This window comes from Pelagibacterium sediminicola (genome assembly GCF_003390885.1).
Taxonomy (GTDB): domain Bacteria; phylum Pseudomonadota; class Alphaproteobacteria; order Rhizobiales; family Devosiaceae; genus Pelagibacterium; species Pelagibacterium sediminicola.
The window spans coordinates 325,934-341,480 of record NZ_QMEL01000003.1 but is presented as its reverse complement, the minus strand read 5'-3'; the positions used below and the strand labels follow the sequence as shown (position 1 = coordinate 341,480).

The following is a 15,547-nucleotide window of genomic DNA, read 5'->3' as shown; positions in this document are numbered from 1 at the left end:
CGCCGCCCCGTCCCCCTCAGTGCTATCGCATGTGAATCTGCGCTTGTGGCTTCACCCCTCCCCAGCCCTCCCCATCAAGGGGAGGGTGCTTTCTTTTCCTGGGCGCTCTCATACGCACAAGGCCAGCACCTCCCTCCTTGTGGGGGAGGTTGGGAGGGGGGATTCGGCGAAAGCCGAAGCATATGAGATTGCCCTGTCGTCCTCCCAAGCCGTGATTGCATTATGAGGGCGGGGACACTATTGTCCGCCCCGATTTGCAAAGAATTTCAGGGCCGAACCCGATGAGTGAAGATTCCTTCCTGCGCGAAGTCGAAGAAGAACTGCGGAGCGACAAGCTCAAGGCGTTCTGGAAGCGCTATGCGCCCTTCATCATCGGCGCGGCGGTGTTGATCGTCTTGATCGTCGCGGCCAACGAGGCCTGGAAGTGGTGGCGCGACAGCTCGGCCGCCGAGGCGTCAGAACGTTATTACACCGCGATCTCGCTGGCCGAGCGCGGCGACCTGTCCGGAGCGCAGGCCGCGCTTGAAGCCATCGCTGCCAATGACCCCAACGGTTACGGCATACTTGCACAGTTCCGCGCAGCATCGCTGCTGGCCGAGGAGGGCAATCCTGACGCTGCGATCTCGGCTTATGATGCGCTATCCTCTTCGCTCAATGAAATCCGCCTGCGCGAGCTGGCGCTGATCCTAGGCGCCTATCTTGCGGTCGACCATCTCGATGTGGCCGCTGTCGAGGCGCGCGCCGGGACCCTGACCGGGGAGGAAAGCCCGCTGCGCAACCAGGCCCGCGAGGCTCTGGGGCTGGCCTATTTCAAGGCGGGCGATCTTGAAGCGGCGAGTGCCAGTTTCGAGGCGATCGCCGCCGACCAGGCCGCCGGGCAGGAGATGCAGCTTCGCGCCCATGTCTATCTCGAGCAATTGGCCTCGGCTGGCATCGAGATCGCTTCGGAAGCCGAACCCGAGCCGGCCGAATAACCGCGCGTCGAACGCCGAAAGTCAGATATGTCCGTTACCGTCGCCATCGTCGGGCGCCCCAATGTCGGCAAGTCCACGCTGTTCAACCGGCTGGTGGGGAAAAAGCTTGCCATTGTCGATGACACGCCCGGCGTCACCCGCGACCGCCGCGAGGGGCTGGGCCGCATCGGCGACCTGACGTTCACCCTGCTCGACACCGCCGGTTATGAGGATGCCAACGACGACAGCCTCGAAGCCCGCATGCGCCGCCAGACGGAGATGGCCATTGCCGAGGCCGACATCATCTTGATGATGATCGACGCCCGCGCCGGCGTTACGCCGACCGATGAACATTTCGCCCGCCTTCTGCGCCGGGCCGGCAAGACCATCCACCTCATCGCCAACAAGGCCGAGGGCAGGGCTGCGGACGCCGGGCTGATCGAGGCCTATAGCCTGGGATTCGGCGAGGCGATCCCGCTTTCCGCCGAGCACGGGCTGGGGCTGGCCGATCTTTATACGATCATCTCGCAGGCCGTGGACAAGGCGGAGGCGGTGAAAGCCGAAGAGTTCGACTACGAGATGGTGCAAAAGCCCGCCACCGACGTCGACGTCGATGAGGACGAGGGCGAAGATCAGGCGGGCGACACCGCGCCCATGCGCTGGAACCCCAACCGCTATCTGAATGTGGCCATCGTGGGCCGCCCCAACGCGGGCAAGTCGACGCTCATCAACCGCATGGTGGGTGCCGAACGCCTGCTGACGGGGCCGGAAGCAGGCATCACCCGCGATTCGATCATGGTGCCGTGGGAATGGGAAGGCCGGGTCATCAACCTCGTCGATACCGCCGGTATCCGCCGCAAGGCGCGTGTGCAGGGCAAGCTCGAAAAGCTCTCGGTGGCCGATAGCCTGCGCTCGATCCAGTACGCCGAGGTGGTGGTGCTGCTGCTCGATGCGACGGTTCCTTTCGAGAAGCAGGACCTTGCACTGGCCGACCTCGTCGAGCGCGAGGGGCGGGCCATGGTCATCGCCGTCAACAAGTGGGACCTCGTCGAAGACAAGAACGCCAGGCTGGCCGAACTGCGTGAGCAGTGCGAGCGGCTGCTGCCCCAGCTTCGCGGCATCCCGCTGGTGACGCTGTCAGGCTTGCAGGGGCGCAATATCGACCGGCTGATGAAGGCCGTCTTCGATATCGAACGGGTCTGGAACGTCAAGATCAGGACCGCCAAGCTCAACCGCTGGCTCGCCGCGCTGATCGAGCACCATCCGCCCCCGGCGGTCTCGGGGCGCCGGCTCAAGCTGCGCTACATGACCCAGGCCAAGACGAGGCCCCCCAGCTTCATCGTCTTCGTCTCCCGCCCCGATGCCCTGCCCATGGCCTACCAGCGCTACCTCATCAACGGGCTGCGGCAGGATTTCGGATTGTTCGGCACGCCGATCCGGTTGTGGGTCCGTGGCGGCAAAAACCCGTATGTGGACGATGACGGTAAGTAGTTTTACCAGGCCATAGTTGAACGGGAAAACGATTTCCGTTCAATTCGTTCAGTCAAATTTTTGCGGGCACCCCTCCGAATGGCCCGAGCCCACGCCAAGGCAACCGGCGATTGTCGCGCAGGTTGGATGGAGCGGCGATTTCTTTGCAGAAAAACGAGCTTTGACGATCAGGGCGGCATCGCTCTGGACTCCGGCAACAAATGCCGGAATGATAATGGAATGTCTGGCTAAAATTTGCCCCAGTTCCGATGTTACCCCGGGATTTGTTCCCGGGGTCCATACGGTACTGGCGACAAACGCGGGACTGCTGTTAAAGCGGCTCCTCGCCGGTCAGTACATCCACCCGCATGCCGGTCTTGTCGTAGGCCGGGGAGATGAGGTCGACCATTTTGGGGGCGATCTCGTCGGGGGCGGGGAGGGTTTCGGGGTCTTCGCCGGGCATGGCCTTGGCGCGCATGGCGGTCCGGACCTGGCCGGGATAAAAGACGTTGGCCTTGACGTTGGTGATGGCCATTTCCCCCGCATAGCTTTTGATCATGGCATCGAGCGCGGCCTTGGAGGCGGCGTAAAGGCCCCAATAGGGCTTGGCGGAAAGTGCGGCACCCGAGGAGACAAAAACCGCGCGCCCGGCATCGGATTGGCGCAACAGCAGATCGACCGAGCGGATCAGCCGATAGTTCGCCCCGACATTGACGGCAAAGACCTTGGCAAATTCCTTGGGCGCGATGTGGGGCAGGGGCGAAAGCACGCCCAGAGCCCCGGCATTGCCGATCAGCCCGTCGAGCAGGCCCCAGCGCTCGAAGATCGCCGCGCCCAGCCGGTCGATGGCATCGCCATCGGTGAGGTCCATCGGCACCAGTGTCGTCGAGGAACCCAGCGCCTGGATCTCGTCGTCGAGGTCTTCGAGCCCGCCAACGGTGCGCGCCACGGCAACAATATGGGCGCCGCGTGCAGCGGCGTTCTTGGCGGCGGCATAGCCCAGGCCACGCGAGGCCCCGGTGACCAGGACGACGCGTCCGGCCAGATCCTGATTTACAGACATGCTCAAACGGCTTCTCTCAGCATTGAGACCTGCTTGGGATCGCGCTTGCCGCGCCCTTTGAGGTCGGTGAGCGGGGTGGGATAGTCCCCTGTGAAGTAATGATCGGTGAACTGCGGCGCCTGCGCGTCGCGCTTCTCGCCGCCAACGGCGAGGTAAAGCCCGTCGATGGAGAGGAACTGGAGGGAATCGGCCCCGATATAGCGGCACATCTCATCGATGGTCGCATACTGGTTGGCCAGCAGCTTTTCGGGGTCGGGGGTGTCGATGCCGTAATAATCGGAATGATAGATCATGGGGCTGGCGACCCGGAAGTGAACCTCGCGCGCGCCCGCGTCGCGGATCATCTGCACGATCTTGAGCGATGTCGTGCCGCGCACGATGGAATCATCGACCAGCACGACGCGCTTGCCCGCGATTGCGGTGCGGTTGGCCGAATGCTTGAGCTTCACCCCGAGCGCCCGGATCGACTGGGTGGGCTCGATGAAGGTGCGTCCGACATAGTGGTTGCGGATGATGCCGTATTCAAAAGGGATGCCCGAGGCCTGCGCATAGCCGAGCGCGGCGGGGGTGCCGCCATCGGGCACCGGCACGACCACGTCGGCCTCGACCGGCGCTTCCCCGGCCAGATTGATGCCCATGTTCTTGCGCGCGCCATAGACTGAACGCCCGGCGACTACCGAGTCGGGGCGGGCGAAATAGACGTACTCGAACAGGCACACCCGCTCGCGGCGCGGCGGAAAGGGCTTGAAGCTGTCGATGGTGATCTCGCCATCCGGCTGCATCTCGCACACGATCACCTCGCCGTTCTCGACATCGCGCACGAAATTGGCGCCGATGATGTCGAGTGCGCAGGTTTCCGAGGCAAAGATGGGCCTGCCGCCCAATTCGCCCAGCACCAGCGGGCGGATGCCGTTGGGGTCGCGCGCGCCGATCAGCTTGGTGCGGGTCATGGCCACCATCGCATAGGCGCCCTCGAGGGCGCCCAGCGCGTCGATGAAGCGCTCGGCGGAACCGGTGCGCTGGGAACGGGCGATCAGGTGCAGCACGGCCTCGGTGTCTGAAGTCGACTGGTAGATAGCGCCCTGCGCGATGAGGCGGCGGCGCAAGGCCAGCCCGTTGGTGAGATTGCCGTTGTGCGCAATCGCGATGCCGCCGACTTCCAGCTCGGCAAAGAGCGGCTGGACGTTGCGCAAGACGGTTTCCCCGGTGGTGGAATAGCGCACATGGCCCATGGCGAGGTTGCCGGGCAGGCGGGCAAGGGTGGCGGCGTCGGTGAACCTGTCGCCCACCAGCCCCAGATGGCGCTCGGAATTGAAATGGACGCCATCGAACGAAACGATGCCGGCCGCTTCCTGTCCGCGATGCTGGAGGGCGTGAAGCCCCAGCGCGGTGAGGGCCGCGGCATCCTCATGGCCTAAAATGCCGAACACGCCGCACTCTTCGCGCAGCGTGTCACCATTCATGTCGAGATCGAGTCCGGTGAGATGGTCTGTCGTCGCGCGGGGTTGGGCCAAATTTTCCACCATGGGGTGCGAGGACTGCATGGGGACGGGGATTACGCTCCGCCGCCGTCCAAGTCAACATGACACGATCCCGGGGCTCGCCCGATCACGCGAGGGTGACCCGATACCGCAAGGCTCAGGCCTGAGGGTCGTTGGCGCCTTCATCGTTGATGATCGTGCCGTCTGCGGGCGGGGTCACCTCGCCCGGCGGCGGGGGCACGCCGTCATCGGGCGCGACGCCGCGCTGGAGGATGTCGTTGACCTGCTCCTCGAGATTTTCCGGCAGGAACGAAATGAGGCTGTTGCCCAGATTTTCAAGCGTGGGCAGCGTCTGTGCCTGTGCCGCCCAATCGGGCAGGTTCGAGCCGAGCAGCCACGTGCCGAAGATGACCACCACGATCGCGATCAGGACGCCGCGCAGGGCGCCGAAGACGAACCCAAGCGTACGGTCGAGCGGACCGAGCCGGCTGTCGGTGATCCAGTCCCCGATGCGCATGGTGAGAAGATGCAGGATAATGAGCGCGCCAAGGAAGCTGACGACGGCGGTAGCGACGTCGGCCCAGATTTCGGGCGTGATGTACTGGCGCGCGATTTCGGGGTGATAAAAGAACATATAGGCCGCAAAGGCAGCCGAGCCCGCCCACGTGACCAGCGAGAGCACCTCGCGGGTCAGCCCGCGCGTTGTCGCCAGCAGCGCCGAAACCAGAACGAGGATACCGACACCGATGTCGAAAGCGGTCAGCATAGGGGATGTCTCCACCAACTCCGGGATTTTGCCCCGTTTAGCGGCTAAATGTGTCAAAGCCAAGCATTTGCTTGGGATTATGCTGGGGAAATCGGTTTGTGCGGGGGGCGCAGGGCTGCTTGCGCCCGGACTGGCGCTGGGCAATGACGAAAGGGGTGGTGGGACTGGCCCTGGATCGTTTCAGTTTTTGATGGAAGCGATATGCCTGGATGGTTGGGCTGGGCTCGCACTGGACCCCGGGACTCGTTCCCGGAATCCAGCGCGGTCCAACCCCAACCGCTCCGGCAGGCTGTTTCCATCAGAACCTGAAACATTCTAGGCCTCGCCGTCATCACCCCCGGTCTGCGGCTGCCGATTGGCTGCGATGCGGCCGACCAGTTCGGCCAGGGCGGAAAATTCGTGGACGAGGACGCCTTCGGCGTTGTCGGCCTTGCCCAAACGGGCCGTGTGGACCGAGCCGAAGCCGAGCTTGGCGGCCTCGCGGATGCGCAGATTGGCGTGGACGACGGGGCGCACGCCGCCCGACAAGCCGATTTCGCCGAAATAGACTGCATCGGCCGGGAGCGGGGCGTTGGTGAGCGAGGAGATGAGCGCGGCGGCGACCGCGAGATCGGCGGCGGGTTCGTTGACCTTGAGGCCCCCCGCGACGTTGAGGTAGATGTCGTTGGCCCCGATCCTCACCCCGCAGCGGGTTTCGAGGACGGCCAGCACCATCGAGAGCCGTGCCGAATCCCAGCCCACGACTGCCCGGCGGGGCGTACCGAGCGGGGAGGGGGCGACCAGCGCCTGGATTTCGACAAGCACGGGCCGCGTGCCCTCGACGCCCGCAAAGACCGCCGAACCGGCGGCGCCGCTGTCGCGCTGGTCGAGGAAAAGGGCCGAGGGGTTGGGCACTTCGCGCAGGCCCGAGCCGGCCATCTCGAAAACGCCGATCTCGTCGGTCGCGCCATAGCGGTTCTTGACCCCGCGCAGGATACGGTAGGTGAGGGACGTGTCGCCCTCGAAATAAAGCACGGCATCGACCATATGCTCGACGACACGGGGACCGGCGATCTGCCCGTCCTTGGTGACGTGGCCGACCAGAACTACCGCCGCCCCGGTCTTCTTGGCAAAGCGGGTAAGCGCCTGTGCGCTGGTGCGCACCTGCGTCACGGTGCCCGGCGCGCTCTCGACGCGCTCGGTCCAGCAGGTCTGGATGGAATCGATGATGACGAGATCGGGCGCCTCGCCTTCCTCTATGGTGGCAAGGATGGTTTCGACATGGGTTTCGCTGGCCAGTTCGACCGCTGCGTCGGCAACCCCGAGCCGCGCGGCGCGCAGGCGGACCTGCGCGATGGCCTCCTCGCCCGAAATATAGACCACCCGCTTGCCCTGCCGGGCAAGGGCGGCGGCGGCCTGCAACAGAAGCGTCGATTTACCGATCCCCGGATCGCCGCCAACGAGGATCGCCGAGCCCATCACGAACCCGCCGCCCAGCACGCGGTCGAGTTCGCCATTGCCCGAAACGATGCGGATGGCGTCCTCGCTCTCCCCCGACAGCGTCACCAGTTCCACCGGCCGGCCCGAGGACACGGCGGCCTTGGGCCCTCCGCCCACGCCGGAGGACGCGACTTCCTCGGCGATGGTGTTCCATTCCCCGCATGCCTCGCACCGCCCGGCCCAGCGCGGGGTGATGTTGCCGCACATCTGGCAGATATAGGTGCTGCGGGGTTTTGCCATCGATACTCTGCGAAAGAGAACAGGTCCTGATTGCTCATGGCGCGAAAGCCATGCGCCTGTCAAGAACAAAATAAGAACATTTTAGTCGATCGAAACCCCGTTGGGCACGTTTACATACCGTCGCGGGAACCGTCCGTTGAGCGTCGTGAGGATTTCATAGCCGATGGTGCGTGCCGCGTCGGCCACATCGTCCACGGTGACGTTGGGGCCCAGCACCTCGACCAGATCGCCGGGCTGAACGAAGCCGGGCACGTCGGTGATGTCGATAGCCGTCATGTCCATCGAGATGCGGCCAAGGATGGGGGCGAGCGCGCCATTGATCGCCACCTTGCCCCCCATCTGTCCGCCAATGCCCGAGAGCGAGCGGAAGAACCCGTCGGCATAGCCGATGCCGACGATGGCAAGGCGGGTGTCGCGCCGCAGCCGGTGCAGCGCGCCATAGCCGACGGTTTCACCGATCCGCGCTTCCTTGATCTGAAGGATCGGCACATCCATGGCAATGACCGGGGCCATCGGGTTGGAGCGGCTGTTGATCGCCCGCCCGCCATAGACGGCGATGCCGGGGCGCACCATCTGGTAGTGATAGTCCTTGGACGTCATGATGGCCGCCGAATTGGCGAGCGAGGCGGGGATATCGGGGAAAAGGTTCAGAATGCCCTGGAACAGCCCGTTCTGCTTGCGCGTCATCTCATGGCTGGGCTGGTCGGCGCAGGCAAGGTGACTCATGATCATCTGCGGCTCGAACCGGGTTTGCGAGAGCTCGCGCTGGACCAGTTCGGCCTCCTTCATGCGGAAGCCCACGCGGTTGAAGCCGGTATCGAAATGGAGCGCCGCGGGCGCCGCTTCGCCCCGGTTGAGGCAGAAATCGAGCCACTCGGTCAACTGCCCCATCGAGGCGAGCACCGGCATCAGATTGTGCGCGGCATAGTCGCGCGCCGTGCGGGGGACGAGCCCGTCGAGAATGAAGATATGCGCGCGGGGCAGGGCGGCGCGCAACGCCACGCCCTCATCGGGGGTGGCAACGAAAAAGAACCGCGCGCCCGCCTGATAGAGCGTGCGCGAAACGGCCCTGAGCCCCAGGCCATAGGCATCGGCCTTGACCACGGCGGCGGTCAGCGCCTGCCCCGAAATCGTATCGATCGCCTTCCAGTTGCGTGTGATCGCATCCAGATCGACGCTGATGCCGCCGCCGAGCAATGTGGAATTGGTGGTCATGGCGCCTCGGACGAATCCCCAGTCTCCGAGACATGAACCAGAGCGACCGGAACTGCAAGGGAGTGAGGCCGATTGTCTGCGTCTTGCAGGCTCGCTTTCATGCAGCAGGCGTCAGACGGGCCTTGATGTCCTCGGGATCGGCATAGAGCAGAGCTATAAGTGTTTTTGCTGCATCGTCGGGCATGGTCCGGCGTTGCTCCCAGTTGCGAAGGGTCGCGACCGGCAGCCCCAGCATCCTGGCGGCGGCTTCCTGCGACAATCCCAGACGCGCTCGTGCAACTTTGAGCATGGCCGCATAGTCGAGGGGCGAAAGCGCGACCGTGCTCCAATCCGGATTGTCCTCGAAATCTTCGGGTAGATCAGCGGCCATAGCGTTCCTGCTCCCTTTCATTGGCCTTGCGCACGCTTATGGCGCGGACATCTCCATCACGCTCGGTCCAGACCGCAACGTGAAGGCGGCGCTCGACATAGCCGAATGTTATGAATCTGTCCTCATCATAGTCGAACCGTGTGTCCAAAAAGGTCGTGACACCGTTTTCGATGACGAGAGCGGCGACGCTTAGTGGAAGTCCATGCTTGGCGCGATTTGCAGCGTCTTTTTCTACGTCGAAGATAACCCGCATCAGGCCTCTGGCTATCATACGCTACAAGCGTAGTGTATTCAACTATGGCGTTATTCCTGCCGCGTCGGCAGGTAGTCCTCGCGGGCAAGGTTGGAGAAGCGTGTCAGATTCGCCTGGAAATGCAACTGGACGGTGCCGGTGGGGCCGTGGCGCTGCTTGGCGATGATGACTTCGGCGCGCCCGTGGACCTTTTCCATCTCGGCCTGCCATTCGAGATGTTCCTGCGTGCCTTCCTTGGGCTCCTTGTTGCCGAGGTAGTATTCCTCGCGATAGACGAAGAGCACCACGTCCGCGTCCTGCTCGATCGAGCCCGATTCACGCAGGTCGGCAAGCTGGGGGTGTTTGTCCTCGCGCGCTTCCACCTGGCGGGAAAGCTGGGAGAGGGCGATGATGGGGACTTCGAGTTCCTTGGCCAGCGCCTTGAGGTTGGTCGTGATCTCGGTCAGCTCCTGCACGCGGTTCTCGCTGGCCTTTTTCGATGAGCCGGACAGCAATTGCAGGTAGTCGACGATCAGCAGGTCCAGCCCTTTCTGGCGCTTGAGGCGCCGGGCGCGGGCGGCGAGCTGGGCGATCGAGATGCCGCCGGTGTCGTCAATGAAGAGCGGCACCTGCTGCATGAGCTGGGAAACGTCCATGAGTTTTGAGAACTGGCTCTCATGGATATTGCCGCGCCTGATGTCGGACGACGAAATCTCGGCCTGCTCGGCGAGAATACGGGTGGCGAGCTGCTCGGCGCTCATTTCGAGCGAGAAAAAACCGACCACGCCGCCATTGAGGGTCTTCATGTGTCCGTCGGGCATGGGCTCGGCCTTGTAGGCGCGGGCGACGGAAAAGGCGATGTTGGTGGCAAGCGAGGTCTTGCCCATGGCGGGACGCGCGGCGAGGATGATGAGGTCCGAGCGCTGCAAGCCGCCCATCAGGCGGTCGAGATCGGTCAGCCCCGTAGCGGTGCCCGAAAGCGAGCCGTCGCGCTTGAACGCTTCCCCGGCCATGTTGATCGCGTCGGTCAGCGCCTGGTTGAAGCCCTGGAACCCGCCATCGTAGCGGCCCTTTTCGGCAAGATCGAACAGGCGCTTTTCAGCCTCCTCGATCTGCTTGGTCGCGGTCGTCTCGACCTCGGCGTTATAGGCCTCGTCGATGACCTCTTCGCCGATCAGGATGAGGTTGCGCCGGATGGCGAGATCGTACACCGCCTGCCCGTAGTCGGCGGCGTTGAGGACGGTGGTCGCCTCGGCCGCCAGCCGCGCGAGATACTGCGCCATGGTGACGCCTTCGAGAAGGTCGTCGGGCAGGTAGGTCTTGGCGGTGACGGGGGTCGCGGTCTTGCCGGTGCGGATGATCTTGCCGCATACCTCATAGATGTCGCGATGGATGGGCTCGTAGAAATGGCCGGGCTCGAGAAAGTCCGAAACCCGGTAGAACGCCTCGTTGTTGACCAGAATCGCGCCCAGCAGCGCCTGTTCGGCCTCGATATTGTGCGGGGCGAGCTTGTATTTCGCTTCTGGTTCGGTCGGTACGGGCGTGAGCCGCCGGACAGCTTCCATCGTTCATCCTGAAAGGGTCGTTCATCCTCTCTTAACCACCCCGGCGTGCACCGAGGCAAGAGGAACGAGCGGACAAATTGTCCTCGTCGAGCTTACCCTGAGTCGGCCCATGTGATCTTCGCAAACTGCGGGGATAACGAATTTCATGCTGGACAAACAAAAAGGCCGGGCGGGGGCCCGGCCTCTTCGATTCGGTGCAAGGGCCCGCGCTTATGCGGCGGGCTCTTCCCCGGTTTCCTGGTCGGCGGGCTCTTCTTCGCCATCCGCCGCTTCACCGGCCTGATATTCGTCCTCGTCCATATCGGCGAGCGAGACGAAAGCCTCTTCCTCGTCGTTATAGTCCTTGCGGGCAAGGTTCTCGCCCTTGGCCTGGCGCTCGGCTTCGTCGGTCGAACGGGCGACGTTGATGGTGACCGAGACGGAAACTTCGGCGTGCAGGGTGATGGGGATGACGTGCAGGCCCACGGTCTTGATCGGCGCGCCAAGATCGATCTGGTTGCGCTCGACCTTTTCCCCGTCGGCAACGAGGGCTTCAGCGATATCGCGGGCCGAGACCGAACCATAAAGCTGGCCCGTTTCGCCGGCCTGGCGGACCATCACGATGGTCTTGCCGTCCAGCAGGTCCCCGATCTTTTCGGCTTCCGAACGCCGTTCGGCGTTGCGGGCCTCGATGGTCTGCCGGTTGGCCTCGAATTTCGCACGGTTGGCGTCCGAAGCGCGCAGGGCCTTGGCCTGGGGCAAAAGGAAGTTGCGGGCAAAGCCGTCCTTGACGTTCACTTCATCGCCAATGCCACCGAGGCGGCCAATGCGTTCAAGCAGAATAACTTTCATATGACTTCTCCAATGCTGTCCCGTTCCGGTTTTGCCGCGGCTCTGGCGAGCGCTCCGGAGGAACGGTTAGAGGACGCGGACCATCCGCGTCCCCAACGAACGGGGGCCGCTTATTTTACGGCGTAGGGCAGAAGCCCGAGGAACCGGGAGCGCTTGATGGCGCGGGCCAGTTCGCGCTGCTTCTTGGCCGAAACGGCGGTGATGCGCGAAGGCACGATCTTGCCGCGCTCGGAAACATAGCGCTGGAGCAGGCGGACATCCTTGTAGTCGATGACCGGTGCATTGGCACCCGAGAACGGGCAGGTCTTGCGGCGGCGCTGGAAAGGACGGCGCGCCTGGGAGGTGGTGAGATCACGAATAGCCATGTGTCAGGTCCTCGGCTTAGAAACGGCGCGGGCCGCGCGGGCGATCGCCGCCGGGGCCGCCACGGTCAGGACGATCGTCGCGCTTCTGCATCATCACGGAGGGGCCTTCCTCATGGGTGTCCACGCGGATGGTCATGAAACGCAGCACGTCTTCGTTGATGCGCATCTGGCGCTCCATCTCGGCAACGGCGGTAGCCGGGGCTTCGATGTTGAGCAGGGTGTAGTGCGCCTTGCGGTTCTTGTTGATGCGGTACGAGAGCGACTTGACGCCCCAGTATTCGCTCTTGGCGACCTTGCCGCCGTTCTCGGCGAGAAGGTCGGTATAGGTCTTGGTCAGATCTTCGACCTGCTGCGCCGAAACGTCCTGGCGCGACAGAAAGATGTGCTCGTAAAGGGGCATGGAGTGCCTTTCTTCAAGCGTTGAAACAACACGTATCCTCTGGCGCGGAGCCTCTTTGAAGCCTTTGGAAAGGCTGACAAAGGTTCTACTTCAAGAGCGGGAACACGGGAGGCCAGACCCATTTCCAAAGGTCTTATCCGGCAACGCCGAACCCTCCGTTCAGCCCCCGGCCAAACGAATACGAGGCGGTCTCTATAATGGGAGAGCCTGAATTGCAAGGGATTTGTTGGTTTGCGGGGTGGGGATTTTATGGTTCGGGAGGGGACGACTGGATTGCCCAGACGAGCCGGGCAATGACGGATGGGGTTGGCGGTGAGGGGAAGGAGAAGGTCAGTTGGGCGCGGGCCGTGCAACTTCGTGCCGGCCCCTGATTTTCCTCCGTCTTCACCCGGTTTATCCGGGTGATCCAGCGCGCGAAGAGCGATGATGAAGGGTCCTAGCGCACCACCAGTACGGGGATGGCCGTGTGCACCAGCACTTCGGCGGTCTGGCTGCCGAGCAGCATCTTGCTCAGCCCCCTGCGGCCATGCGAGGCCATGACGATCAGGTCGACGCCGCTGTTCTTTGCCAGACGCACGATGGCTTCGGCGGGCAGGGTGTCGGTTTCGCGCGCGGTCTTGAGACTGATGCCCATTTCGCGGGCCTTCGCCTCGATGGGCGCACTGATCGTCTTAAAATGCGCTTCCATCTGTTCTTCGTAGCGGATGAGCGGGTTGGTCATCCCGCCCGAGGCGGCCAGTCGCAGGTCGGAAAGGGGAATGGGTTCGTTTACATAGAGCAGCGTGACTTCGGCCCCCGCGGCCCTTGCGATGGCCAGCCCGTGCTCCACGCCCTTGGCTGCCAGTTCCGATCCGTCGGACGTCAGCAATATGTGCGAGTACATGAATTCTGCCTCCCTGATGATGTTCGGGGTTATCGTAAACCTTTACGGCGTTGTCCGGGTGGATTTCCTTGATCTGGGTCAAGCATGTGGGCATCGGTGGCCGAAAAGCCGCTACAGCGCTATATTTCATCGCAAATGCAATGCAAAGGTGATCCATGAAAACCGCGATGCTGCCGTCCATCCGTGTCGAGCCGGATCTGTGACCGATCTCCCAAAGCTCTCTCGCCCGGCCGGAAGCGCGCTGGCCCATGTCGGCATCAATTCCCTCAAAGACCTGACTCGGCTGACCGAGAAGGAATTTCTTGCGCTGCATGGCGTCGGTCCGGCCTCGCTTCCTGCGATCAAGGCCGCGTTGAGCGCGGCGGGGCTTGATTTCAGGGAGAACTAGGCCCGCGCTTATCCGCAGCTTTATCTGGCCCCGCCTTGACTTCGCCTCCCATTGCGGGCAGTTGCGCGGCCCATCGGCGCGCCATAAAGTTCAGCGCATAAAGGAACGAGACGCGAGAGAGGCCAATGAACAAACCCGCATTCACCTTTCCGGGGCAAGGCAGCCAGGCCGTGGGCATGGGCCGCGATCTTGCGGACAGTTTTGCCGAGGCGCGGGCCGTGTTCGAGGAAGTCGACGATGCGCTCGGTCTGAAACTCTCGGCCATCATGTTCGATGGCCCCGAGGACACCCTGCGGCTGACGGAAAATGCTCAGCCCGCGCTTATGGCCGCCTCGATCGCGGTCGTTCGGGTGCTGGATGCGCGTGGCGTGAAGGTTGCGGAAGCCGCCAGCCATGTTGCCGGGCACTCGCTGGGAGAATATTCGGCGCTTTGCGCGGCGGGAACCTTCTCGCTGTCCGACACCGCGCGGCTCCTTCAGATCCGCGGCCGCGCCATGCAGCAGGCCGTCCCGGTGGGGCAGGGGGCGATGGCCGCGCTGCTCGGGCTGGACATGGATGTGGTCAAGGAGATTGCGGCGGAAGCGGCGCAGGGCGAGGTTTGCGACGTCGCCAATGACAATTCGCCCGGGCAGGTGGTCGTGTCGGGCAATCTGGCCGCCATCGACCGCGCCATCGAGATCGCCAAGGCAAGGGGCGCGCGGCGCGCGCTGGCGCTGCCGGTGAGCGCGCCGTTCCATTGCGCGCTGATGGCGCCCGCCGCCGAGGCCATGCGCGAGGCGCTGGGCAATGTGGACATGAAGGCGCCCTCCGTGCCGTTGGTCGCCAACGTGCTCGCGCGGCCGATTTCCGATACCCAGGAGATACGCACCCGGCTCGTCGAACAGGTCACCGGCATGGTTCGCTGGACTGAAAGCGTAAGCTGGCTGGCAAAGGAGGCGGGCGTTACCGAACTTTATGAACTGGGCACCGGCAAGGTGCTGACCGGGCTTGCAAAACGCATCGATCCCGCGCTTTCGGGGCAGGCTGTCGGGACGGCGCAGGATATCGAAGCCTTTATTGCCGCGCGCGGCTAATCAAACTAAGGACACCTATCATGTTCGACCTCACGGGCAAGAAGGCGCTGGTCACCGGCGCGAGCGGGGGCATCGGCAGCGCGATCGCCAAGACGCTGGCAGCGCAGGGCGCCGAAGTGGCGCTGAGCGGCACGCGGCTGGGCGCGCTCGAGGACGTGGCCAAGGACATCGTGGGCACGGCCCACGTCCTGCCGTGCAACCTTTCCGATCTCGATGCCGTGGAACGGCTGGTGCCCGACGCCGAGGCCGCCATGGGCGGGCTCGACATCCTCATCAACAATGCCGGCATGACCCGGGACAATCTGTTCATGCGCATGAAGGACGAGGAGTGGGACGATGTGCTCAAGATCAACCTCACCGCGCCCTTCCACCTCACCCGCGCGGCGGTGAAGGGCATGATGAAGCGCCGCTTCGGGCGCATCATCTCGATCACCTCGGTGGTCGGCGTCGTCGGCAATCCGGGGCAGGGTAACTACGCGGCGACCAAGGCGGGGCTGGCGGGCATGTCCAAGGCCCTGGCCCACGAGGTCGCAAGCCGCGGCATTACCGTCAACATGATCGCGCCGGGCTTCATCGCTTCGGCCATGACCGATGAATTGAACGAAAAGCAGCAGGAAACCATTCTGCAAAAGGTGCCCGTCGCCCGCCTCGGCACCGCTGACGAAGTCGCGGCCTGCGCCGCGTTCCTCGCCAGCGATGCCGCGGCATACATCACGGGGCACACGCTGAACGTTAACGGTGGGATGGTGATGATCTAGCTATTTGTAGCGACA

At 63.7% G+C, this 15,547-nt stretch carries 17 protein-coding genes; 5 read left to right on the top strand and 12 right to left on the bottom strand.

Annotated elements, in window-relative coordinates:
- Nucleotides 1-281 precede the first annotated feature (281 nt).
- On the top strand, nucleotides 282-974 hold the full coding sequence (locus DQG18_RS07845; RefSeq protein WP_116653674.1) for a tetratricopeptide repeat protein: 693 nt from the start codon (nucleotides 282-284) through the stop codon (nucleotides 972-974).
- 27 nt (nucleotides 975-1,001) lie between these two features.
- Nucleotides 1,002-2,444: a ribosome biogenesis GTPase Der gene (gene der / locus DQG18_RS07840; protein ID WP_116653673.1), complete on the top strand. Its 1,443-nt coding sequence runs from the start codon at nucleotides 1,002-1,004 to the stop codon at nucleotides 2,442-2,444.
- A gap of 310 nt (nucleotides 2,445-2,754) precedes the next feature.
- Here der and DQG18_RS07835 read toward each other — a convergent pair whose 3' ends face one another.
- The 12 genes from DQG18_RS07835 to DQG18_RS07780 all read right to left on the bottom strand — a co-directional run bounded on the left by DQG18_RS07835 (nucleotide 2,755) and on the right by DQG18_RS07780 (nucleotide 13,313).
- Nucleotides 2,755-3,486: an SDR family NAD(P)-dependent oxidoreductase gene (locus tag DQG18_RS07835; RefSeq protein WP_116653672.1), complete on the bottom strand. Its 732-nt coding sequence runs from the start codon at nucleotides 3,484-3,486 to the stop codon at nucleotides 2,755-2,757.
- Nucleotides 3,487-3,488: 2 nt separating this feature from the next.
- Nucleotides 3,489-5,012 (bottom strand): amidophosphoribosyltransferase, encoded by a 1,524-nt coding sequence (gene purF, locus DQG18_RS07830; RefSeq protein WP_116653671.1) that lies wholly within the window; start codon nucleotides 5,010-5,012, stop codon nucleotides 3,489-3,491.
- 112 nt (nucleotides 5,013-5,124) lie between these two features.
- Nucleotides 5,125-5,733, bottom strand: a complete 609-nt coding sequence (locus DQG18_RS07825) for a CvpA family protein (RefSeq protein WP_116653670.1) — start codon at nucleotides 5,731-5,733, stop codon at nucleotides 5,125-5,127.
- A 315-nt stretch (nucleotides 5,734-6,048) separates the two neighbouring features.
- The gene (gene radA / locus DQG18_RS07820; RefSeq protein ID WP_116653669.1) at nucleotides 6,049-7,452 is read right to left on the bottom strand and encodes a DNA repair protein RadA; all 1,404 of its coding nucleotides are present in this window, start codon (nucleotides 7,450-7,452) and stop codon (nucleotides 6,049-6,051) included.
- A gap of 81 nt (nucleotides 7,453-7,533) precedes the next feature.
- Nucleotides 7,534-8,667, bottom strand: a complete 1,134-nt coding sequence (gene alr / locus DQG18_RS07815) for an alanine racemase (RefSeq protein ID WP_116653668.1) — start codon at nucleotides 8,665-8,667, stop codon at nucleotides 7,534-7,536.
- 97 nt (nucleotides 8,668-8,764) lie between these two features.
- Complete coding sequence (locus DQG18_RS07810; protein ID WP_157970057.1) at nucleotides 8,765-9,037, bottom strand: helix-turn-helix domain-containing protein; 273 nt, start codon at nucleotides 9,035-9,037, stop codon at nucleotides 8,765-8,767.
- Nucleotides 9,027-9,290: a BrnT family toxin gene (locus DQG18_RS07805; protein ID WP_116653666.1), complete on the bottom strand. Its 264-nt coding sequence runs from the start codon at nucleotides 9,288-9,290 to the stop codon at nucleotides 9,027-9,029. The genes DQG18_RS07810 and DQG18_RS07805 overlap by 11 nt, the downstream gene beginning before the upstream one ends.
- 50 nt (nucleotides 9,291-9,340) lie before the next feature.
- Nucleotides 9,341-10,834: a replicative DNA helicase gene (locus DQG18_RS07800; protein WP_116653665.1), complete on the bottom strand. Its 1,494-nt coding sequence runs from the start codon at nucleotides 10,832-10,834 to the stop codon at nucleotides 9,341-9,343.
- 210 nt (nucleotides 10,835-11,044) lie between these two features.
- A complete protein-coding gene (rplI, locus tag DQG18_RS07795) occupies nucleotides 11,045-11,665 on the bottom strand; it encodes a 50S ribosomal protein L9 (RefSeq protein WP_116653664.1) in 621 nt (206 codons plus the stop codon).
- A 110-nt stretch (nucleotides 11,666-11,775) separates the two neighbouring features.
- Nucleotides 11,776-12,030, bottom strand: coding sequence for a 30S ribosomal protein S18 (gene rpsR / locus DQG18_RS07790; RefSeq protein ID WP_116653663.1), 255 nt, complete (start codon nucleotides 12,028-12,030; stop codon nucleotides 11,776-11,778).
- 16 nt (nucleotides 12,031-12,046) lie between these two features.
- On the bottom strand, nucleotides 12,047-12,430 hold the full coding sequence (gene rpsF / locus DQG18_RS07785) for a 30S ribosomal protein S6 (protein ID WP_116653662.1): 384 nt from the start codon (nucleotides 12,428-12,430) through the stop codon (nucleotides 12,047-12,049).
- 436 nt (nucleotides 12,431-12,866) lie between these two features.
- Entirely contained in the window at nucleotides 12,867-13,313 is a 447-nt protein-coding gene (locus tag DQG18_RS07780; protein WP_116653661.1) for a universal stress protein, read from the bottom strand.
- Here DQG18_RS07780 and DQG18_RS16500 point away from each other — a divergent pair.
- The 3 genes from DQG18_RS16500 (at nucleotide 13,300) to fabG (ending at nucleotide 15,532) form a co-directional block, all read left to right on the top strand.
- Nucleotides 13,300-13,701, top strand: coding sequence for a helix-hairpin-helix domain-containing protein (locus tag DQG18_RS16500; protein ID WP_245958403.1), 402 nt, complete (start codon nucleotides 13,300-13,302; stop codon nucleotides 13,699-13,701). The two genes, DQG18_RS07780 and DQG18_RS16500, sit on opposite strands and share 14 nt — an antisense overlap.
- A gap of 125 nt (nucleotides 13,702-13,826) precedes the next feature.
- A complete protein-coding gene (gene fabD / locus DQG18_RS07770; protein ID WP_116653660.1) occupies nucleotides 13,827-14,774 on the top strand; it encodes an ACP S-malonyltransferase in 948 nt (315 codons plus the stop codon).
- Nucleotides 14,775-14,794: 20 nt separating this feature from the next.
- On the top strand, nucleotides 14,795-15,532 hold the full coding sequence (fabG, locus tag DQG18_RS07765) for a 3-oxoacyl-[acyl-carrier-protein] reductase (protein WP_116653659.1): 738 nt from the start codon (nucleotides 14,795-14,797) through the stop codon (nucleotides 15,530-15,532).
- The last annotated feature ends 15 nt before the right edge of the window (nucleotides 15,533-15,547 follow it).